The 15055-nt window shown below is 47.0% G+C and carries 19 protein-coding genes and 1 pseudogene; 2 read left to right on the top strand and 18 right to left on the bottom strand.

Features of this window, described 5'->3' with window-relative positions:
• Positions 1–170 precede the first annotated feature (170 nt).
• The 6 genes from MKZ79_RS13115 to MKZ79_RS13090 all read right to left on the bottom strand — a co-directional run bounded on the left by MKZ79_RS13115 (position 171) and on the right by MKZ79_RS13090 (position 6325).
• Positions 171–944, bottom strand: a complete 774-nt coding sequence (locus MKZ79_RS13115; protein WP_336142756.1) for a TatD family hydrolase — start codon at positions 942–944, stop codon at positions 171–173.
• Positions 941–1948, bottom strand: coding sequence for a patatin-like phospholipase family protein (locus tag MKZ79_RS13110; protein WP_336142755.1), 1008 nt, complete (start codon positions 1946–1948; stop codon positions 941–943). The genes MKZ79_RS13115 and MKZ79_RS13110 overlap by 4 nt, the downstream gene beginning before the upstream one ends.
• A 226-nt stretch (positions 1949–2174) precedes the next feature.
• Positions 2175–2336, bottom strand: coding sequence for a DUF1328 domain-containing protein (locus MKZ79_RS13105; RefSeq protein ID WP_071995405.1), 162 nt, complete (start codon positions 2334–2336; stop codon positions 2175–2177).
• A gap of 121 nt (positions 2337–2457) precedes the next feature.
• Positions 2458–3072 carry a molecular chaperone OsmY gene (gene osmY / locus MKZ79_RS13100; RefSeq protein ID WP_336142754.1) on the bottom strand — a complete coding sequence of 205 codons (615 nt, stop codon included), beginning with the start codon at positions 3070–3072 and terminating at the stop codon, positions 2458–2460.
• A 319-nt stretch (positions 3073–3391) separates the two neighbouring features.
• Positions 3392–4981 carry a peptide chain release factor 3 gene (prfC, locus tag MKZ79_RS13095; RefSeq protein ID WP_336142753.1) on the bottom strand — a complete coding sequence of 530 codons (1590 nt, stop codon included), beginning with the start codon at positions 4979–4981 and terminating at the stop codon, positions 3392–3394.
• 711 nt (positions 4982–5692) lie between these two features.
• Positions 5693–6325, bottom strand: coding sequence for a DNA-3-methyladenine glycosylase I (locus MKZ79_RS13090; protein ID WP_336142752.1), 633 nt, complete (start codon positions 6323–6325; stop codon positions 5693–5695).
• A 200-nt stretch (positions 6326–6525) separates the two neighbouring features.
• On the opposite strand from MKZ79_RS13090, the gene yghU reads away from it, so the two are divergent.
• Positions 6526–7389 (top strand): glutathione-dependent disulfide-bond oxidoreductase, encoded by an 864-nt coding sequence (gene yghU, locus MKZ79_RS13085; protein WP_336142751.1) that lies wholly within the window; start codon positions 6526–6528, stop codon positions 7387–7389.
• An 81-nt stretch (positions 7390–7470) separates the two neighbouring features.
• On the opposite strand, the gene MKZ79_RS13080 is transcribed toward yghU, so the two are convergent.
• From MKZ79_RS13080 to MKZ79_RS13060, 5 genes are all read right to left on the bottom strand, one after another.
• Positions 7471–7629, bottom strand: coding sequence for a hypothetical protein (locus tag MKZ79_RS13080; RefSeq protein WP_336142750.1), 159 nt, complete (start codon positions 7627–7629; stop codon positions 7471–7473).
• Positions 7630–7646: 17 nt separating this feature from the next.
• On the bottom strand, positions 7647–7967 hold the full coding sequence (locus MKZ79_RS13075; protein WP_336142749.1) for a hypothetical protein: 321 nt from the start codon (positions 7965–7967) through the stop codon (positions 7647–7649).
• Positions 7968–8062: 95 nt separating this feature from the next.
• Positions 8063–8506: an NADAR family protein gene (locus tag MKZ79_RS13070; RefSeq protein WP_336142748.1), complete on the bottom strand. Its 444-nt coding sequence runs from the start codon at positions 8504–8506 to the stop codon at positions 8063–8065.
• A complete protein-coding gene (locus tag MKZ79_RS13065; RefSeq protein WP_336142747.1) occupies positions 8506–8844 on the bottom strand; it encodes a hypothetical protein in 339 nt (112 codons plus the stop codon). The genes MKZ79_RS13070 and MKZ79_RS13065 overlap by 1 nt, the downstream gene beginning before the upstream one ends.
• A 1-nt stretch (position 8845) precedes the next feature.
• Positions 8846–9160 (bottom strand): DUF7587 domain-containing protein, encoded by a 315-nt coding sequence (locus MKZ79_RS13060; RefSeq protein ID WP_336142746.1) that lies wholly within the window; start codon positions 9158–9160, stop codon positions 8846–8848.
• Positions 9161–9937: 777 nt separating this feature from the next.
• Here MKZ79_RS13060 and tnpA point away from each other — a divergent pair.
• Positions 9938–10375 carry an IS200/IS605 family transposase gene (gene tnpA / locus MKZ79_RS13055; protein ID WP_336142745.1) on the top strand — a complete coding sequence of 146 codons (438 nt, stop codon included), beginning with the start codon at positions 9938–9940 and terminating at the stop codon, positions 10373–10375.
• A gap of 325 nt (positions 10376–10700) precedes the next feature.
• Here the strand turns inward: tnpA and MKZ79_RS13050 are convergent, their stop codons facing one another.
• The 7 genes and pseudogenes from MKZ79_RS13050 to MKZ79_RS13020 form a co-directional block, all read right to left on the bottom strand.
• Positions 10701–11321: a hypothetical protein gene (locus MKZ79_RS13050; protein WP_336142744.1), complete on the bottom strand. Its 621-nt coding sequence runs from the start codon at positions 11319–11321 to the stop codon at positions 10701–10703.
• A 36-nt stretch (positions 11322–11357) separates the two neighbouring features.
• Positions 11358–11744 carry an AHH domain-containing protein gene (locus MKZ79_RS13045; protein WP_336142743.1) on the bottom strand — a complete coding sequence of 129 codons (387 nt, stop codon included), beginning with the start codon at positions 11742–11744 and terminating at the stop codon, positions 11358–11360.
• A gap of 265 nt (positions 11745–12009) precedes the next feature.
• Positions 12010–12489, bottom strand: a complete 480-nt coding sequence (gene comJ / locus MKZ79_RS13040; protein ID WP_336142742.1) for a competence protein ComJ — start codon at positions 12487–12489, stop codon at positions 12010–12012.
• A 219-nt stretch (positions 12490–12708) separates the two neighbouring features.
• On the bottom strand, positions 12709–13278 hold the full coding sequence (locus MKZ79_RS13035; protein ID WP_442897150.1) for an RHS repeat domain-containing protein: 570 nt from the start codon (positions 13276–13278) through the stop codon (positions 12709–12711).
• Positions 13279–13397: 119 nt separating this feature from the next.
• On the bottom strand, positions 13398–13748 hold the full coding sequence (locus MKZ79_RS13030; protein ID WP_336142741.1) for a hypothetical protein: 351 nt from the start codon (positions 13746–13748) through the stop codon (positions 13398–13400).
• A gap of 10 nt (positions 13749–13758) precedes the next feature.
• Positions 13759–14442: pseudogene (locus MKZ79_RS13025) on the bottom strand (RHS repeat domain-containing protein); the annotation flags it as partial.
• Positions 14443–14653: 211 nt separating this feature from the next.
• Positions 14654–14869, bottom strand: a complete 216-nt coding sequence (locus MKZ79_RS13020; protein ID WP_336142740.1) for a hypothetical protein — start codon at positions 14867–14869, stop codon at positions 14654–14656.
• Between the last annotated feature and the right edge of the window lie 186 nt (positions 14870–15055).

Below are 15055 nucleotides of genomic sequence, written 5' to 3'. Positions count from 1 at the left end.
AGCGCTGAAACCCGCCACAGGCGAAGCTGGCGTCATGTTATGATAATCACATTTGCTGACGGCGTAACCTGTTCATACTGATAGTATGGACAGGAGCGGTAACAGAAGAAGCGGCGGAAAGATTTTTCAGGATTTTGCCTGGCTAAGCCTTTGGCAAAACATGGACGGGGTTAAATACCAAACAGCCTGCGGGTATTTTCCCGAATGGTTTCGGCGATCTCCTGCGGCGACTCCTCGCGGATTTCACACAGGCTTCGCCAGACGTTTGCGATTCTTTCAGGACGGTTCGGCTGGCCCTGAAATCCCTGCACCGGCATATCCGGCGAGTCGGTTTCCAGCAGCAGCGAAGTCAGCGGCAGACGAGCGATAGCGTTACGCGTTTTACTGGCCCGCTCGTAGGTAATGGTGCCGCCGACGCCAATCGCGAACCCTTCGCGGATAAAAGCCAGCGCCTGCTGCTCGCTACCGGCAAAGCCGTGCACTACGCCGCGAGCGGGCAAATCGAGTTTGCGTAAATGCATCGCCAGCTTATCGTGGGTACGGCGCGAATGCAGAATAACCGGCAGATCGTAATCGCGAGCCAGCCGCAGCTGCGCATCCAGCACCGCCTGTTGCTTATCGAACTGCGGATCCTCAATAAAAAGATCCAGACCGATCTCGCCGATCGCTACCAGTTTTGGCGAGCGCTGGCGCAGATGCGCTTCCAGCTGCTGCAGATGTGCTTCCTGATGTTGACCAATCGCCATCGGATGCGTGCCCAGCGCCGCGTATAAAGGCGCGTGCTTTTCCGCCAGCGCCATTACGCCAGCAAAACGATCCGCTGAAACGCCGACAACAATGATCTTCTCCACGCCAGCTTCCGCCGCCCGTTGCAGGCTTTCCGCTTCGTTACCGCAGAAAGGCTCGAAATCAAAGTGACAGTGCGTGTCGACAAAACGGGTCATGCCAGCGATCCTTCCGGAAAATCATCATTGCCTGCCGCCGGAACGACAGACGGTTCGTTGGCGGCTGGCGCTGCCAGTGCTTCGCCATGCAGCCACTGCCCTATTGTAGCCAGGAAATAGCGGCCGCAGCGGCGACCCAGATGATAATCCTGATTCAGCGAGGCGATGCGGCTACCCAGCGCCATACTTGCCAGCGCGTGCGGTGGAAAGATCTCAATAACAGTGAGATCGCCCGGCGGCTCGTTAATAAACTCCTGCGTCTGGCGATAGCTTTCTTCATGCAGGTGCATGATATTTACCAGCGGCTGCAGCGCGCCCTTATCCAACCAGCGTTCGATACGCTTTAACCACTGCGGCGTATAGGTCATCTGCGACGGCACGGTACGGATCACCACAATGGTGTCGGCGCCGCGACGCGCCGCTTCACGAACAGGAATAGCATCGCTGATACCGCCATCAAGATAGCTGACGCCATCCAGATCGACGCCGGGTCGATACATGCCCGGAATGGCGCTGGAAGCTTTGATAATGTTCAGCCAGTTAGCCGCCGTAGGCGCGAAGTAGCCGGGCGAGTAGTCATCGCTGCGGCAGGCGCACATATAAAACTCTCGTCCTTCCGCAAACGCCTGCTCGCCCGCCGCCATCGCCAGTGGAAACTCTTGCGCGGTAATACCCGTCAGCCAGTCCAAATCGATAAGGTGGCCGCCGCGCACGAAACGCAGCGGATCAAAAAAGAGTTTGCTGGTGGTGTAACGCGTAATGACGCGTCGCGCGTAGCCTTGCTGTCCGCAGATAAAAGCGGAAAGGTTTTGCGCACCGGCGGAAGTGCCAATCAGTAAATTGAAAGGGTTATATCCGGCTCGCTGGAACTCATCCAGCACGCCAGCGGTAAAGATGCCGCGCTGACCGCCGCCTTCACAAACCAGAGCAAGCCTGCCGGGATGGAAAGGCTTCAGCGCCAGCGGCGCGATATTGCCGAGCGTAATCGGAATGCGTTGGCCCACCGTTCTCTTCTCCCGCATTTATCGTGCAGTGAGCATACGTCTACGCTGTCGCCAGCATTTGGCGCTAATTGCTATGAATGCTAATACAGAGGGGAAAAAGAGTGACGAAATGTGGCGAAAAGAGATGCAGGTAATAAAGAGGAAATAAGAGGGTGATTGCAGGCGGGCTTTTCAGCCCGCTGCGGCCTTCCAACGGCAGCACGTACGCTGCCGGGAGAGCATCAAACTAAAGTTTCTTCCGACCGGTAAACAGGCTGATCAGGAAGATAATGATACCCACTACGAAGACGATTTTCGCCGCCCATGCAGCTGTACCAGCCAGACCACCGAAGCCTAAGGCAGCGGCGATCAGTGCGATAACCAGAAAGATAATACCCCAACGAAACATAAGCTTCTCCTTACCCTATATTAAAATCGAACATCATCTGTTATTGATTTCTGCCTGAATTCAGCATGACTACGCTGTTACTGCGCTAGCGCTGTCACGGGCCAGCTGGCCCGCGCCGGTATTACGATTTCACCGCCAGATCGTTTTTGACGCTCTTCACGCCTTCAATCGCTTTGGCGATGCCCTCAGCACGCTCGGACTGTGCTTTGGTTTTTACCGTACCGGAGAGCTGAACCACGCCATTGGTGGTTTCAACCTTCACGTTACGAGACGGCACAATGTCGTCCGCTAACAGTTTAGCTTTGATTTCGCTGGTTGTTGCCGCATCACCGGCATAGCCGCTGACGCTACTTTTGGTGCTGTCTTTTACGTGCAGTTTATCGCTGACGGATTTTACGCCCTCAATTTTTTTCGCTTCGGCCACGGCCAGTTCAGCCTGATCCTGTGAAGCGACAAAACCACTCAGCGTTACCACGCCTTCGTGAGTTTTTACTGAGATATCCGTACTTTTAATAGCGTCGTTATCAACCAGGGCTGCTTTAACCTTGGCGGTCACGCCGCTGTCATCCATGTATCCACCGACTTTTTTCATAGAGCTATCGATCTTAGAACTCGCGCTGTCAGTAGTAGACTGTACTTTCGGCGTCGTGGTGTCTTCTGCCATCGCAGCGCCACTAACCAGTGCAGAACCTACCAGAGCAGCCATCAGAGTTTTAGCAATCTTAGTCTTGTTCATCGATCTCTTCCTTCTTAGGTTGATGCACCCACAACTGTGAGTTTTCAGTCACAAACGGCGTGACTGCAGTAATCAGGCTTTGTAGCAACCGCGCCACATATTTTGCGTCCTGTTGAAATAAATATAGACGCTGATCTGAATTTTGCTGCCCTTTGTGGTTGATATGGCGGATAAATGGGCAAAAGCGGAATTTTTTAAGATGAGTCTGTAGGAAAGGATTACGGCGATAGCGGGCGCCGAAACGACAAAAAAAAGCGGCGCCCGAAGCGCCGCCTTAGCGAGAGCAGCGCGCGTACGGCAGCGCTGCGGCTTATTACAATCAGTGCTCGCGCGTTTTGCGGAACACGACATCAGGATAACGTTCCTGAGTAATGTTCAGGTTCACCATAGTCGGCGCGATATAGGTCAGGTTATCACCGCCATCCAGCGCCAGGTTTACCTCGTTCTTACGCTGAAATTCATCGAACTTCTTCACGTCGCTGCATTCTACCCAGCGCGCGGTAGCAACGTTGACCGATTCATAGATAGCTTCGACGTTGTATTCGCTTTTCAGGCGAGCGACCACCACGTCAAACTGCAGCACGCCGACCGCGCCCACAATCAGATCGTTGTTGTGAACGGGACGAAACACCTGTACCGCGCCCTCTTCCGACAGCTGCACCAGCCCTTTCAGCAGCTGCTTCTGCTTGAGCGGATCGCGCAGGCGAATACGACGGAACAGCTCCGGCGCGAAGTTCGGAATGCCGGTGAACTTCATGTTTTCGCCCTGGGTAAAAGTATCGCCAATCTGAATGGTGCCGTGGTTATGCAGGCCGATGATATCGCCCGGATAAGCTTCTTCCACATGGGAGCGGTCGCCGGCCATAAAGGTTAGCGCGTCGGCAATCACCACGTCTTTGCCCAGGCGAACCTGACGCAGCTTCATGCCTTTCTCGTACTTACCGGAAACCACACGCAGAAACGCCACGCGGTCGCGGTGTTTCGGATCCATGTTCGCCTGAATTTTAAACACGAAGCCGGTAAATTTCTCGTCCGCGGCGGTAACGGTGCGGGTATCGGTTTCACGCGGCATCGGCGACGGCGCCCATTCCACTAACCCATCCAGCATATGATCCACGCCGAAGTTGCCCAGCGCCGTACCGAAGAAGACCGGGGAAAGCTGACCGGACAGGAAAGCTTCTTTATCGAACTCGTGAGACGCGCCCTGCACCAGCTCCAGCTCTTCGCGCAGCTGACCTGCCAGCTCTTCGCCGATGGCCGCATCCAGATCCGGATTATCCAGCCCTTTCACCACGCGTACTTCCTGGATGGTGTGGCCTTTACCGGACTGATAAAGATAGGTTTCGTTTTTATAAAGGTGATAGACGCCTTTAAACAGCTTGCCGCAGCCGATTGGCCAGGTGATCGGCGCGCAGGCGATTTTCAGCTCGCTTTCGACTTCGTCCAGCACTTCCATCGGATCGCGGATATCGCGATCCAGCTTGTTCATAAAGGTCAGGATCGGCGTATCGCGCAGACGCGTTACTTCCATCAGCTTGCGGGTACGATCCTCAACGCCTTTTGCGGCGTCGATCACCATCAGGCAGCAGTCGACCGCCGTCAGCGTGCGGTAGGTATCTTCCGAGAAGTCTTCGTGTCCCGGCGTATCCAGCAGGTTAACCAGGCTGTCACGATAGGGAAACTGCATCACGGAAGTGGTAATGGAGATCCCACGCTGCTTTTCCATCTCCATCCAGTCGGATTTCGCGTGCTGGCTGGAACCACGACCTTTAACCGTACCGGCGGTCTGAATCGCCTGTCCGAACAGCAGTACCTTTTCGGTGATGGTTGTTTTACCGGCATCCGGGTGCGAGATAATGGCAAAAGTGCGGCGACGAGCCACCTCTTGCATAAAAGGTGCATTTGACATGAAAAAACTCTGTTTGGTGCTGTGCCGCCGCTGCGCGATTTGCTCAGGAAGACACTGGCGATTAATCATCAATGGCCGGCATTTTCGCCGATTCGGACGCTATACACAATCCACAACGGCGCTTGCCTGACGGAAATGGCAGAAAGGCCGCAAAGCATGACACATCACGACCATTTTTTGCAGACGGTATGCGGCGCGGATTCCATTTCTCCGCCAGCCAGGGGGAAAGCGACGTTGCTACAGAGCAAACGTCAGAGACAAAAAAACCGCCGTAATGGCGGTTCTTTTGTGCTGGTCAGGTTAGCGGCCTTTCCAGCAGGCTTCGTTATAAATCTAACGCAAGCGCATCCCGAGGCTCATATTTTGAGCGGCTCATCATGACGTGTCAAGTAGCCATTCAGTTTATATAGTGTACAATTTCGGCGGACCTTTTCGCCGTATAGCAGCGGGCACCGGATTCAGAAAGGGATTTCCAACGGCCGTAAACGCAAGCGCATCCCGGTGCTTGCATTCACGGCAATATCTCCGGTGGTGTCGCCGTGAAGCGGTCTGTGCAAGGACCGCACAATGAAGCGGTATTGTTGTCGTTGTTACTGGTGCATTGTTCTCCACCGTAAGCGGGAAATGGAATATCTCCCATAACTCAATTGCGGTGACCATCAATGTAGCAGGCAAGTAAGCTCAAAACCGTCCCGCAAGGGGCGGTTTTCTTCAGGCGTTTCTCTCTTCTTCCCGCTTCTCACGACACTCACAGCCGGTAAGATGATCGTTGACCAGACCCAGCGCCTGCATCAGCGAATAAGCGGTGACCGGCCCAACCCATGTCCAGCCGCGCTTTTTCAGCGCCTTCGACATTTTTATCGCCTCTGGCGAGGTTTTGGTCTGCTGCCAGTACGTCAGATCGATGACGGCCGGGCGATCTTCCGCTGATGGCGCGAACTGCCAAAACCATTCCGCCAGCGAGCCTGTCTCTTCAGTCAGCTCGATAGCCCGCTGCGCGTTATTGATAGTGGAAAGGATTTTTGCCCGATTGCGCACAATGCTTTTATCAGCCATCAGCCTGGCTATCTCTTCTTCCCCAAACGTCGCGACCTTATAGAAATCGAAATCAGCGAAGGCGCGCCGAAAGTTCTCGCGCTTGTTATAGATAAGCTGCCACGACATGCCGGAATGAAAACCTTCAAGACAGACTTTTTCAAACAGACGACGATCGTCAAACACCGGTTTGCCCCATTCATTATCGTGATAGTCCGGCATCGTGGGCTGCCAGTAGCAGCAAACGCGGCCGTCAGCCGTTAAGGTCAATCCGGCCTGTTGCAGCGCGGCTTTATCATGCTTATCCATTGTTTTTCTCCTGCGGAACTCTCTGAATTAGCGACGGGATAGCTCTTTCCAGATAAACGCTCGTGCGGTGGCAGTGCTATATCTGACATCAGATGTAACATCCGCTTTTGGTGACAGGCGGCAATCGACGCTATTTTTAGTCCATTAACGGCGAAAAGTCAGTTCCGCTACGCCATCCAACCGTGAAAAGGGAAAATTCTATGAGCAACGATTACCAGCCAGCTAAAGTCTGGTCAGAGAACAAAAACGCCGGCGGCACCTGGGGCAGCATCAACCGCCCGACCGCCGGCGCGCGCCATGAAGCGATCCTGCCGGTCGGCAAACACCCTTTGCAGCTCTATTCAATGGGCACGCCTAACGGCCAGAAAGTCACCATTTTACTGGAAGAACTGCTGGCGCTAAACGTCAACGATGCCGAATATGATGCGCACCTGATCCGTATTGGCGACAGCGATCAGTTCTCTTCCGGCTTTGTGGAAGTGAACCCGAACTCTAAAATTCCTGCGCTGCTGGACACTTCCACCACGCCGCCGACCCGCGTGTTTGAGTCCGGCGCCATCCTGCTTTACCTGGCGGAGAAGTATGGTCATTTCCTGCCGAAAGATCCGGCAGGCCGCACAGAAACGCTGAACTGGCTGTTCTGGCTGCAGGGTTCCGCGCCTTACCTGGGCGGCGGCTTCGGCCACTTCTATAACTATGCGCCGGTAAAAATCGAGTACGCTATCGACCGCTTTACCATGGAAGCCAAGCGCCAGCTTGATCTGCTGGATCGTCAGCTGGCGGACAACCGCTATATTGCTGGCGATGATTACACCATTGCCGATATCGCCATCTGGCCGTGGTACGGCGCGCTGGTTAAAGGGCAGCTGTATAACGCCGCCGAGTTCCTGGACGCTGGCTCCTACAAAAACCTGCAGCGTTGGGCCGATGAGATCGCGCAGCGTCCTGCCGTAAAGCGCGGCCGTATCGTCAACCGCACCTGGGGCGAACCCGCCGAACAGCTGCACGAGCGTCACGACGCCTCTGACTTTGAGCTGCGCACCGAAGACAAGCTGGCGAAGTAAGACTGGCGGTTTTGAACGGCATAGCGGGCAGCGCGTTAAAGGCTGCCCGCTATGCACGATACGTCATACTCTGTCTTTACGTTACGAACTGCTATCTTCGCATCCAATACAATTTCTCTGTCCAGATACTGGCCCTGCGTTCTGCTGTACGATCTGGAAACCGGTTGCGCTTTCGCGCTCCGTCTCGCTCCATGTAGAGAAGCGTCCACGCCACACCACTTCGCCATGCTCGTCGAGCATGCGTTCTGGCAGGCCGTTCAGCTCGGTGTGATACCAGAAAACATCCGACTGCCGCTAATGCTGTCCACCCGCGCCAGCGGTTTCCAGCTGTTTTCGCTGTAGATGTACTGCGTGTTACGCGCAGGCTGAAGGCTGCTGCTCTCACCCACCATCCGTAATCCGCTCCAGATAAAGGTGACCGTTTCGGCTTCTTTACTGTGTCGGTGCAGGATTTTCTGGATGCGACGCCCGACAGCATCGTAACGGTATTCCGCGCAACTGAATTCTTTATGACCATCAAAGCGTACTTCACTGATGCGATGTTCATCGTCATAGCTGAAATGTTTTTTTAATGGCACAAAATCATTTATTTATGCTGCCAAATTTTCAAAGCATTAAAGCTTAAGTATCAACGAGAAGCATTAAACATAAAAAACTTTAGCATTGACAAAAATTAACCGCCCCTGAGTTTTTCCCTGGTTTCCATAAGAATCAAGCCCAGCATGTTTTTTCCACTGCCATCACCCCCGTCACCCCAGTAACTATCATTTCTTGTGTGCTCAATTATTATTGCATCCCCTGTCGATAAAAGGATTTCTTTTATATCATCATTCTGCGAGAATTTTTCAAAAACAGCCACTCTCATCACATCATCTTTAATAGACTCCCAGTTTTGTACGAGGGTGTAATTTCTGTTTCTACCAAGCAAAGCAGCATCCATGGGAGATGCGACCGCACGAATTTTTTCCTTGATATTTTCGTCAAGAAACTTTCTGGATTGAAAATAATGCTCGGCGGTTAACCACGTTTCATCATCCAGATTAAATGAATGTTTTGAAAAGTTAGAAAAGCAACCGAATGGATCATTAACTTTATAAAATTTAATATAGCAACTCATTAAAAAATACGCCCAACAACTGGTTTACTATCATCGATTGTTTTACCTGACAATAATAAATTAAATCTTAATAGTATTTCTTCCGCCATCAAGTTTAAGTCATGACCTTTAATATTCGAAGCCTCTGAGGAAACGCCTTCTGCAGTTAAACAGATTTCACTCAACAACTCCTTGGAAATCATGTCGTCGCATTTAAAAATCCGTGTAATTTCATCTAAAGTCAACAACAGTTCTTTATAGGCGTTCATGTCGACATTCCCACCCATTTTTATCGGATAAAGAAAATTGCTGACGTTATTTTTAAAAAAATCTAAAGCGTTATCTCTATTTATTAACATTTTATAATACCTTTATAGCTGATGATGGAATTTCATGGAGTACAGTAACTTCCTGAGCCCAAACAGAGCGATGATAAGGCAGTCCCTCAATGCCGCTTGTTCTTGGAACATGCTCCCATACCTGCACCTTTAGAGAATTTATTTTATCTAAATCTATCTTAACAATTCCGAAGCCACTATCGTATGCTTTGGCTATCTCAATATTTTTTGTTGTTGAAATCCATGGGCTATTTTTCCACGGTCCACCAGCGGCTACTGAATCTTTAGAAGGGGGCTGGTTCGCTACATGTTCTGCTGCGGTCCAGGTACCGTTCATCGCTTTACCCTGAATAGATTTACCTGCAGCAACTCTGGCTGCATCCTCTCGCGTCAGAGCACGATAGACTATATTACTTTCTTCTGCATGGTTACTTGTACAAGGACTCAGCCCCAGCGGATCAACCTAATTCAACGCATTAGGGACTCTTCTTTATAAGCCCGCATCTCACGCGTGACCTGGCGTGCTAAATCGTAGCGGGTTTTCTGATGCAACGTGTCTTAGATAAGATTGATTTTTATTACGGCAGATGCGCGTACTGCAGCTTGTCTATAACACGGCTTACATAATAAAGGCGGAAAATGAGGTAGATCTTTCAGTAAGCTCTGGCTGTTTTATCTAAAATAGGCAGATAAAATAACAGCGAGATAAGTTCAACCATCGTAACCAGTTTTACTAAAAATAATCAATTTATATCTTATTATTAAGTTATAACCAACTTGAGTTTAATGATATAAAACTATTGCTTCAGCATCCTATTTCACCAATCACCTCCTCCTTTTTGGGCACCTTAGAAAAAAACTAATATTCGCATGTAAAATGCTAGTTGAAGCTTTATTAACATGAAAACTATAAATTATTTAATAAATAATTTCCCACTAATAAAAAGAATCTCATTAAAAATGATGGCTTTGTCGAAACCATCGTTTTGATATTTTTATACGCAAATACACCCCACCTCCTATGGGGATGGTAAGCAAAGAACTGGCTCTGCCAGTAATGCTACTCATGGGAAAATCCGAATTTGTTATCCCTATAACTAATAAGGATTTAACCATGAGTAGATTCCAGAAAGCATCTCATGTGCTGTGGTGTTGTCAATATCATATCGTATGGACACCCAAGTACCGATTCCGCATCCTGAGGAATAATGTGGGCAGGGAGGTTTACAGACAGATAAGGATTTCGAGTGAACAGCTCGGGATAGAAGTGGTGGAGCTGAATGTACAGCTGGACCATGTCCACCTGTTAGTAAAAGTCCCGCCGCGACTTTCAATTTCGCATGTGATTGGTCATCTGAAAGGTAAAACGGCTCTTCGACTGTTCAGTAAATTCCCGTACCTGAGAAAGAATAAATTATGGGGAGATCAATTCTGGGCACGAGGCTACTGCGTGGATACCGTAGGTATAAACGAAGAGATGATCAGTAAATATGTGAAGTGTCAGAAAAAGCATGAACAGGGAGAGAACCAGCTTCGCTTAAGAGATGTATGAAGCGTGGCTCTCAGAGTCAGAGCTAAGTACGCCCCTATGGGGCACAATCAATACCACCTGCTACGCAGGTGGATTTTTATCCTCTGGTACACGATTTACTACCAGAAAAACACTAAGTATTAGCGGCAACGATAGCTTAGCCAGCAGCAAATTTAATTTTAAACCCTAATAAACCGATGCGGCTCAGTCTGCTTAACGTCTGGATATAACTATTAGATAATATAATTACTATTTATATCCAGCGGAAATAACCACCCACGTATGACATCAATTAACTTAACCTTATATAATTAACCAACCTCATAAGTGTTGCATAAATCAACAACTACTTATTGCCATCATATATCACTTGAGAACTTCCATTTTTATATTTGTTAATTATAACGTCCAGCTCATTTTTTTCATTATAACAAAAAACCACTTCCCTCTCTTGAAAATCATCATTTACAGATTGTCGTTCATTTACTAAAATAGAAATTAGTTGGTTGTTTGACAAGTTAAAATCCCAATACGATTCACCCATAACTGCCTTGTTTACTAACTTACAACCCTCTTGTGAATTATAATATCTCGCCAGAGACTTAATTTTAAAGGAACCAATTTTCTGGAAGGAAACTCTTTCTAAAAAACCTTCCCTGTAATAATAAAAATCCCTGCTAGTAACTCGTTCATCAGCTAAAATACCTTCGACCATAATTAATCTTCCATTAGAGTCAAAATAATTTTTCCTTAATGACTTCTTCGTTTTATTTATTTCTTTTAATTCTTTGCCTTTTTTTAAACCGTAAATTTCACTTTCAAATGGGTAAAAATTTATTAAAATCCTATCTGAGTATTTGCATTCGCTTATTTTACCTTGAGAATCATTCAAAAGCTCATCATGCTTATCTTTCTGATTATTTTGTATAGTGCAGAATTCTTTCTCTAAACTTTCGAGTTCTTTCATAGCGTAACCTTAATAATTAAAATGACCATTTAGAATTTAATTTCTTATGCTATCTAAACCATCTACAAATTCATCAGCATTATTGGCTTTAATTAACCTATCATAAACATTTTGTTTGTAAATATTAATATGTATTTTACTGTGCGCCGGGCTTATTGCATTAGATAAAAGCTTTTCTTTAGAACTGGTTGGTAAAAATACTCCGTTATAGAAATCATTAAAATGCAAATCAAATTCATCCATTTTTAAGCGCAACTCAACCATTCTTGGGTCACTAGAATTAGACATAACGATATGATGAGCAGCATTTTTATAACCCGGAGTAATCATACCGGCCTCTGTCATATTTTTTCTTAAGGTTGCCGCATCTGTCGAGCAGCTCATCCATCCCAGTGGATCAACCCAGGTCAGAGGATCGCCCACATAACCATAAGTATTAACCCCACCGTTTTCACCGTCAGGCGGTTCGCTACGTCGTATTCAAATGGGTGCGGAGGGAAATTTAAAAAATCCGAATAGATTGGTTGATGGTGAAATAACTTCTGGAACTAATTGTAAATTTACATAACTCTTTATTAATTTACGCTAGCCCTAAGTAACTACATCCATTCACCCTAATTATGGAGGATGGATGTTCTAAGTCATTATTTAATTTTAAGAAACGTAAATAAAATAACACTCAAATCAATTACAAATATTCGAGTTCTAAACTTTTATCCTTAACACCGCCCCAGGGGTCATCAATAATATATCTAGGATGAGATTTAACTGAAGGACTTACAAAAGTTAATCGATAATAAATTTCGTCACCCTCGCAAACTTCATAATAAAGATCATACTTACCAGGGGAATAACTCAAATCTACAGTAAACTTTTCACTAGCAGATGCAACGACAAGGCTACCTTTCGATTTAATAAGAAATGGAACCATAATACATCTTTGAACGTTTTTATCAATTTCAAATATACTTTTAAAACAAATATCAATATAGGCGCCAAAAGTATCATCAGGCAAAGGATCAAAAACCACATAGTCATCATGAATTACCGCGCCTTGTCCCAGGTTTTTATTACCCCACTTACATGATGCCTCATCAAACTCCCTGGAACGCACCTGGATTTGATTATGTGAAATCAATAAATTATATGATTGTGTACCTGAACTCATTTTATAACCTCTACCTTTATTTTTGTTCTTTCAGGCAAGTCTGATAATGCTTTACCTGTCACAAATCCGGCTCCACGGTTATCGTTTGGATTAATATATCTTACACTTACTCCAGTACATCCCTTACTAAAATCGCTATAGGCTATTCATCTGTATCAAACTGTTTTCTTATTATTATACCTTTCAGTCTTAACTTACGATTTTTTTAGCTAAATCTCGTTAAATAGTTACTATTTGTGGATGACCAATTGAAATGGCATCATCTATATGGCCAAATTTTTGCGGATAATTTTGATAAGATAAAGTTAAAAGATAATCATGGTTTAGTGCATCAACTTTTTTCAGACTACACTTACTCAGCCCTAGCGAATCCATCCAGTTCAACGCATTAGGCGCATACGCATAAATATTAACCCCACCCGCCAGCCCAATAGGGTCAACCTGCGTAAACCGTCCGCCAACCGGATCGTAATACCGGAACAAATTGTAGTGCAGTCCGCTTTCACGATCCAGGTACTGTCCCTGGAACCGCAGGTTCTGCTGCACGGCCTGAAAACCGGTTGCGCTTTCGCGCTCCGTCTCACTCCATGTAGAGAAGCGTCCACGCCACACCACTTCGCCATGCTCGTCGAGCATGCGTTCTGGCAGGCCGTTCAGCTCGGTGTGATACCAGAAAACATCCGACTGCCCGCTAATGCTGTCCACCCGCGCCAGCGGTTCCCGGCTGTTTTCGCTGTAGATGTACTGCGTGTTACGCGCAGGCCGAAGGCTGCTGCTCTTGCCCACCATCCGTAATCCGCTCCAGATAAAGGTGACCGTTTCGGCTTCTGCCGACAGCAGGCGCTGCTGGCCAAAGTTGTCAGTTAAAATAAAATCGGAAGGATCCCGGGGATCGCTTCCGGCTTATCTTATTTATATATCCCTTTATCTTCAACTTTTTCTATAAATAGGTCTTGCAGACTACCCTGTATTTCATCATCTTTATAAGTAACAATAAAATCACCGTCAATATTATCTGGATAGTGAGAACCATCAAGTGTCCCTAAAATTACTGAAGCACTATCGGCAATAGCAACATCAATAAATTTTAAAACACAATCTCTATCAGCATCACTTAACTTAGCCAGAGCATTTCTTGCTTTAGCATAAACATCGACATCATTATTTTCCGTTTTTTTTAAAGATTCTTTATAACGCGCAGAGATATCTTCAAACAACTCATTGAAAATTGCATTAACTACTTGTTCATCAAGATTCATATAATCCTCATTACCTTAGTTCAGGGTACATTTCTTTGTTTAAATCGATAAGATCCTGTAGTTTATTGTTCGGTATTTCAGGGTAAACTCTTCTTAATTCTTTGATGTCTCTTGCAATAACATCTCTGGCATTCGTAAAAGGCACCCCAGTATTAGCATTTATTTTGCTTCTGGATACAATTCCGACCCCTTCTTTCGATACGGTATGGCCAACACGGGGAACTAACATTGCTGGAGCAGTCATGGGATCATATCCTTCGACCAAATCTTTCATAAGGTTTTTCTGCCCTACGTGATGAGAGTCTAAACCAAGATTTAGCCCTTTCACTGCATTCTTGTTGGCCTGATGAGAATTTACATCCCATTTTTCAGGCTTACACCGACTCAGCCCCAGCGGATCCACCCAATTCAACGCATTAGGCGCATACGCATAAGTATTAACCCCACCCGCCAGCCCAATAGGGTCAACCTGGGTAAACCGTCCGCCAACCGGATCGTAATACCGGAACAGATTGTAGTGCAGCCCGCTTTCACGATCCAGGTACTGTCCCTGGAACCGCAGGTTCTGCTGCACGGCCTGGAAACCGGTTGCGCTTTCGCGCTCCGTCTCGCCCCACGTAGAAAAGCGGCCACGCCACACCACTTCGCCATGCTCGTCGGTCATACGTTCCGGCAGGCCGTTCAGCTTGGTGTTGTTACACTAAAAATGGTCTATTTATAGTCTGAGGATGAGCAACGGCTTTGCAAAATAAATATCATTATCTGTTTACTTTTCAGCACCTTCACTATATTGACATTCTAAATCAGCTAACTACCCACCTGCTTTAGCACATACTAATTCAAACTGAGGATGTTTAGGGAAATGTAATACAATTAGAGTTGTGTAGCTTCCCTAAGCATGTAATCTAAGATAAATTATCGACTCCATTCCCTTTAACTAACAGGTCATAAAGGGAAGAGGATATGTAAACAGCATCATCTATATCTAAATTTCCAAATCCGACTTTGTAAAGACCGTATCCGTTATCTCCATCCGCATAAAATATTACCTGTCCGCCTTCATCATCGCCTATGGCTATAGCTTCAGGAATATGATTTTGAATATGATAGGATTGATTCATTTCAATACAGCCTTCAGCGCCCCATATTCTTATATATGAATCACCCTGCACTAAAATTTCGACCTCTGAAAACTCCGAGATAAAATCTACATATTCATCTGGGGTTTTCTTATCTGAAAAAAATCTTGCATTCTTTTTATTTGCTCGATTGAAGAACCTTGGTTTTTTACGTCCATTCTAAAATCA

This window comes from Erwinia sp. CGal63 (assembly GCF_037026505.1).
Classification (GTDB): domain Bacteria; phylum Pseudomonadota; class Gammaproteobacteria; order Enterobacterales; family Enterobacteriaceae; genus Erwinia.
Note: the sequence above shows the minus strand (reverse complement) of the source record. Positions and strands in the feature narration are given on the sequence as shown.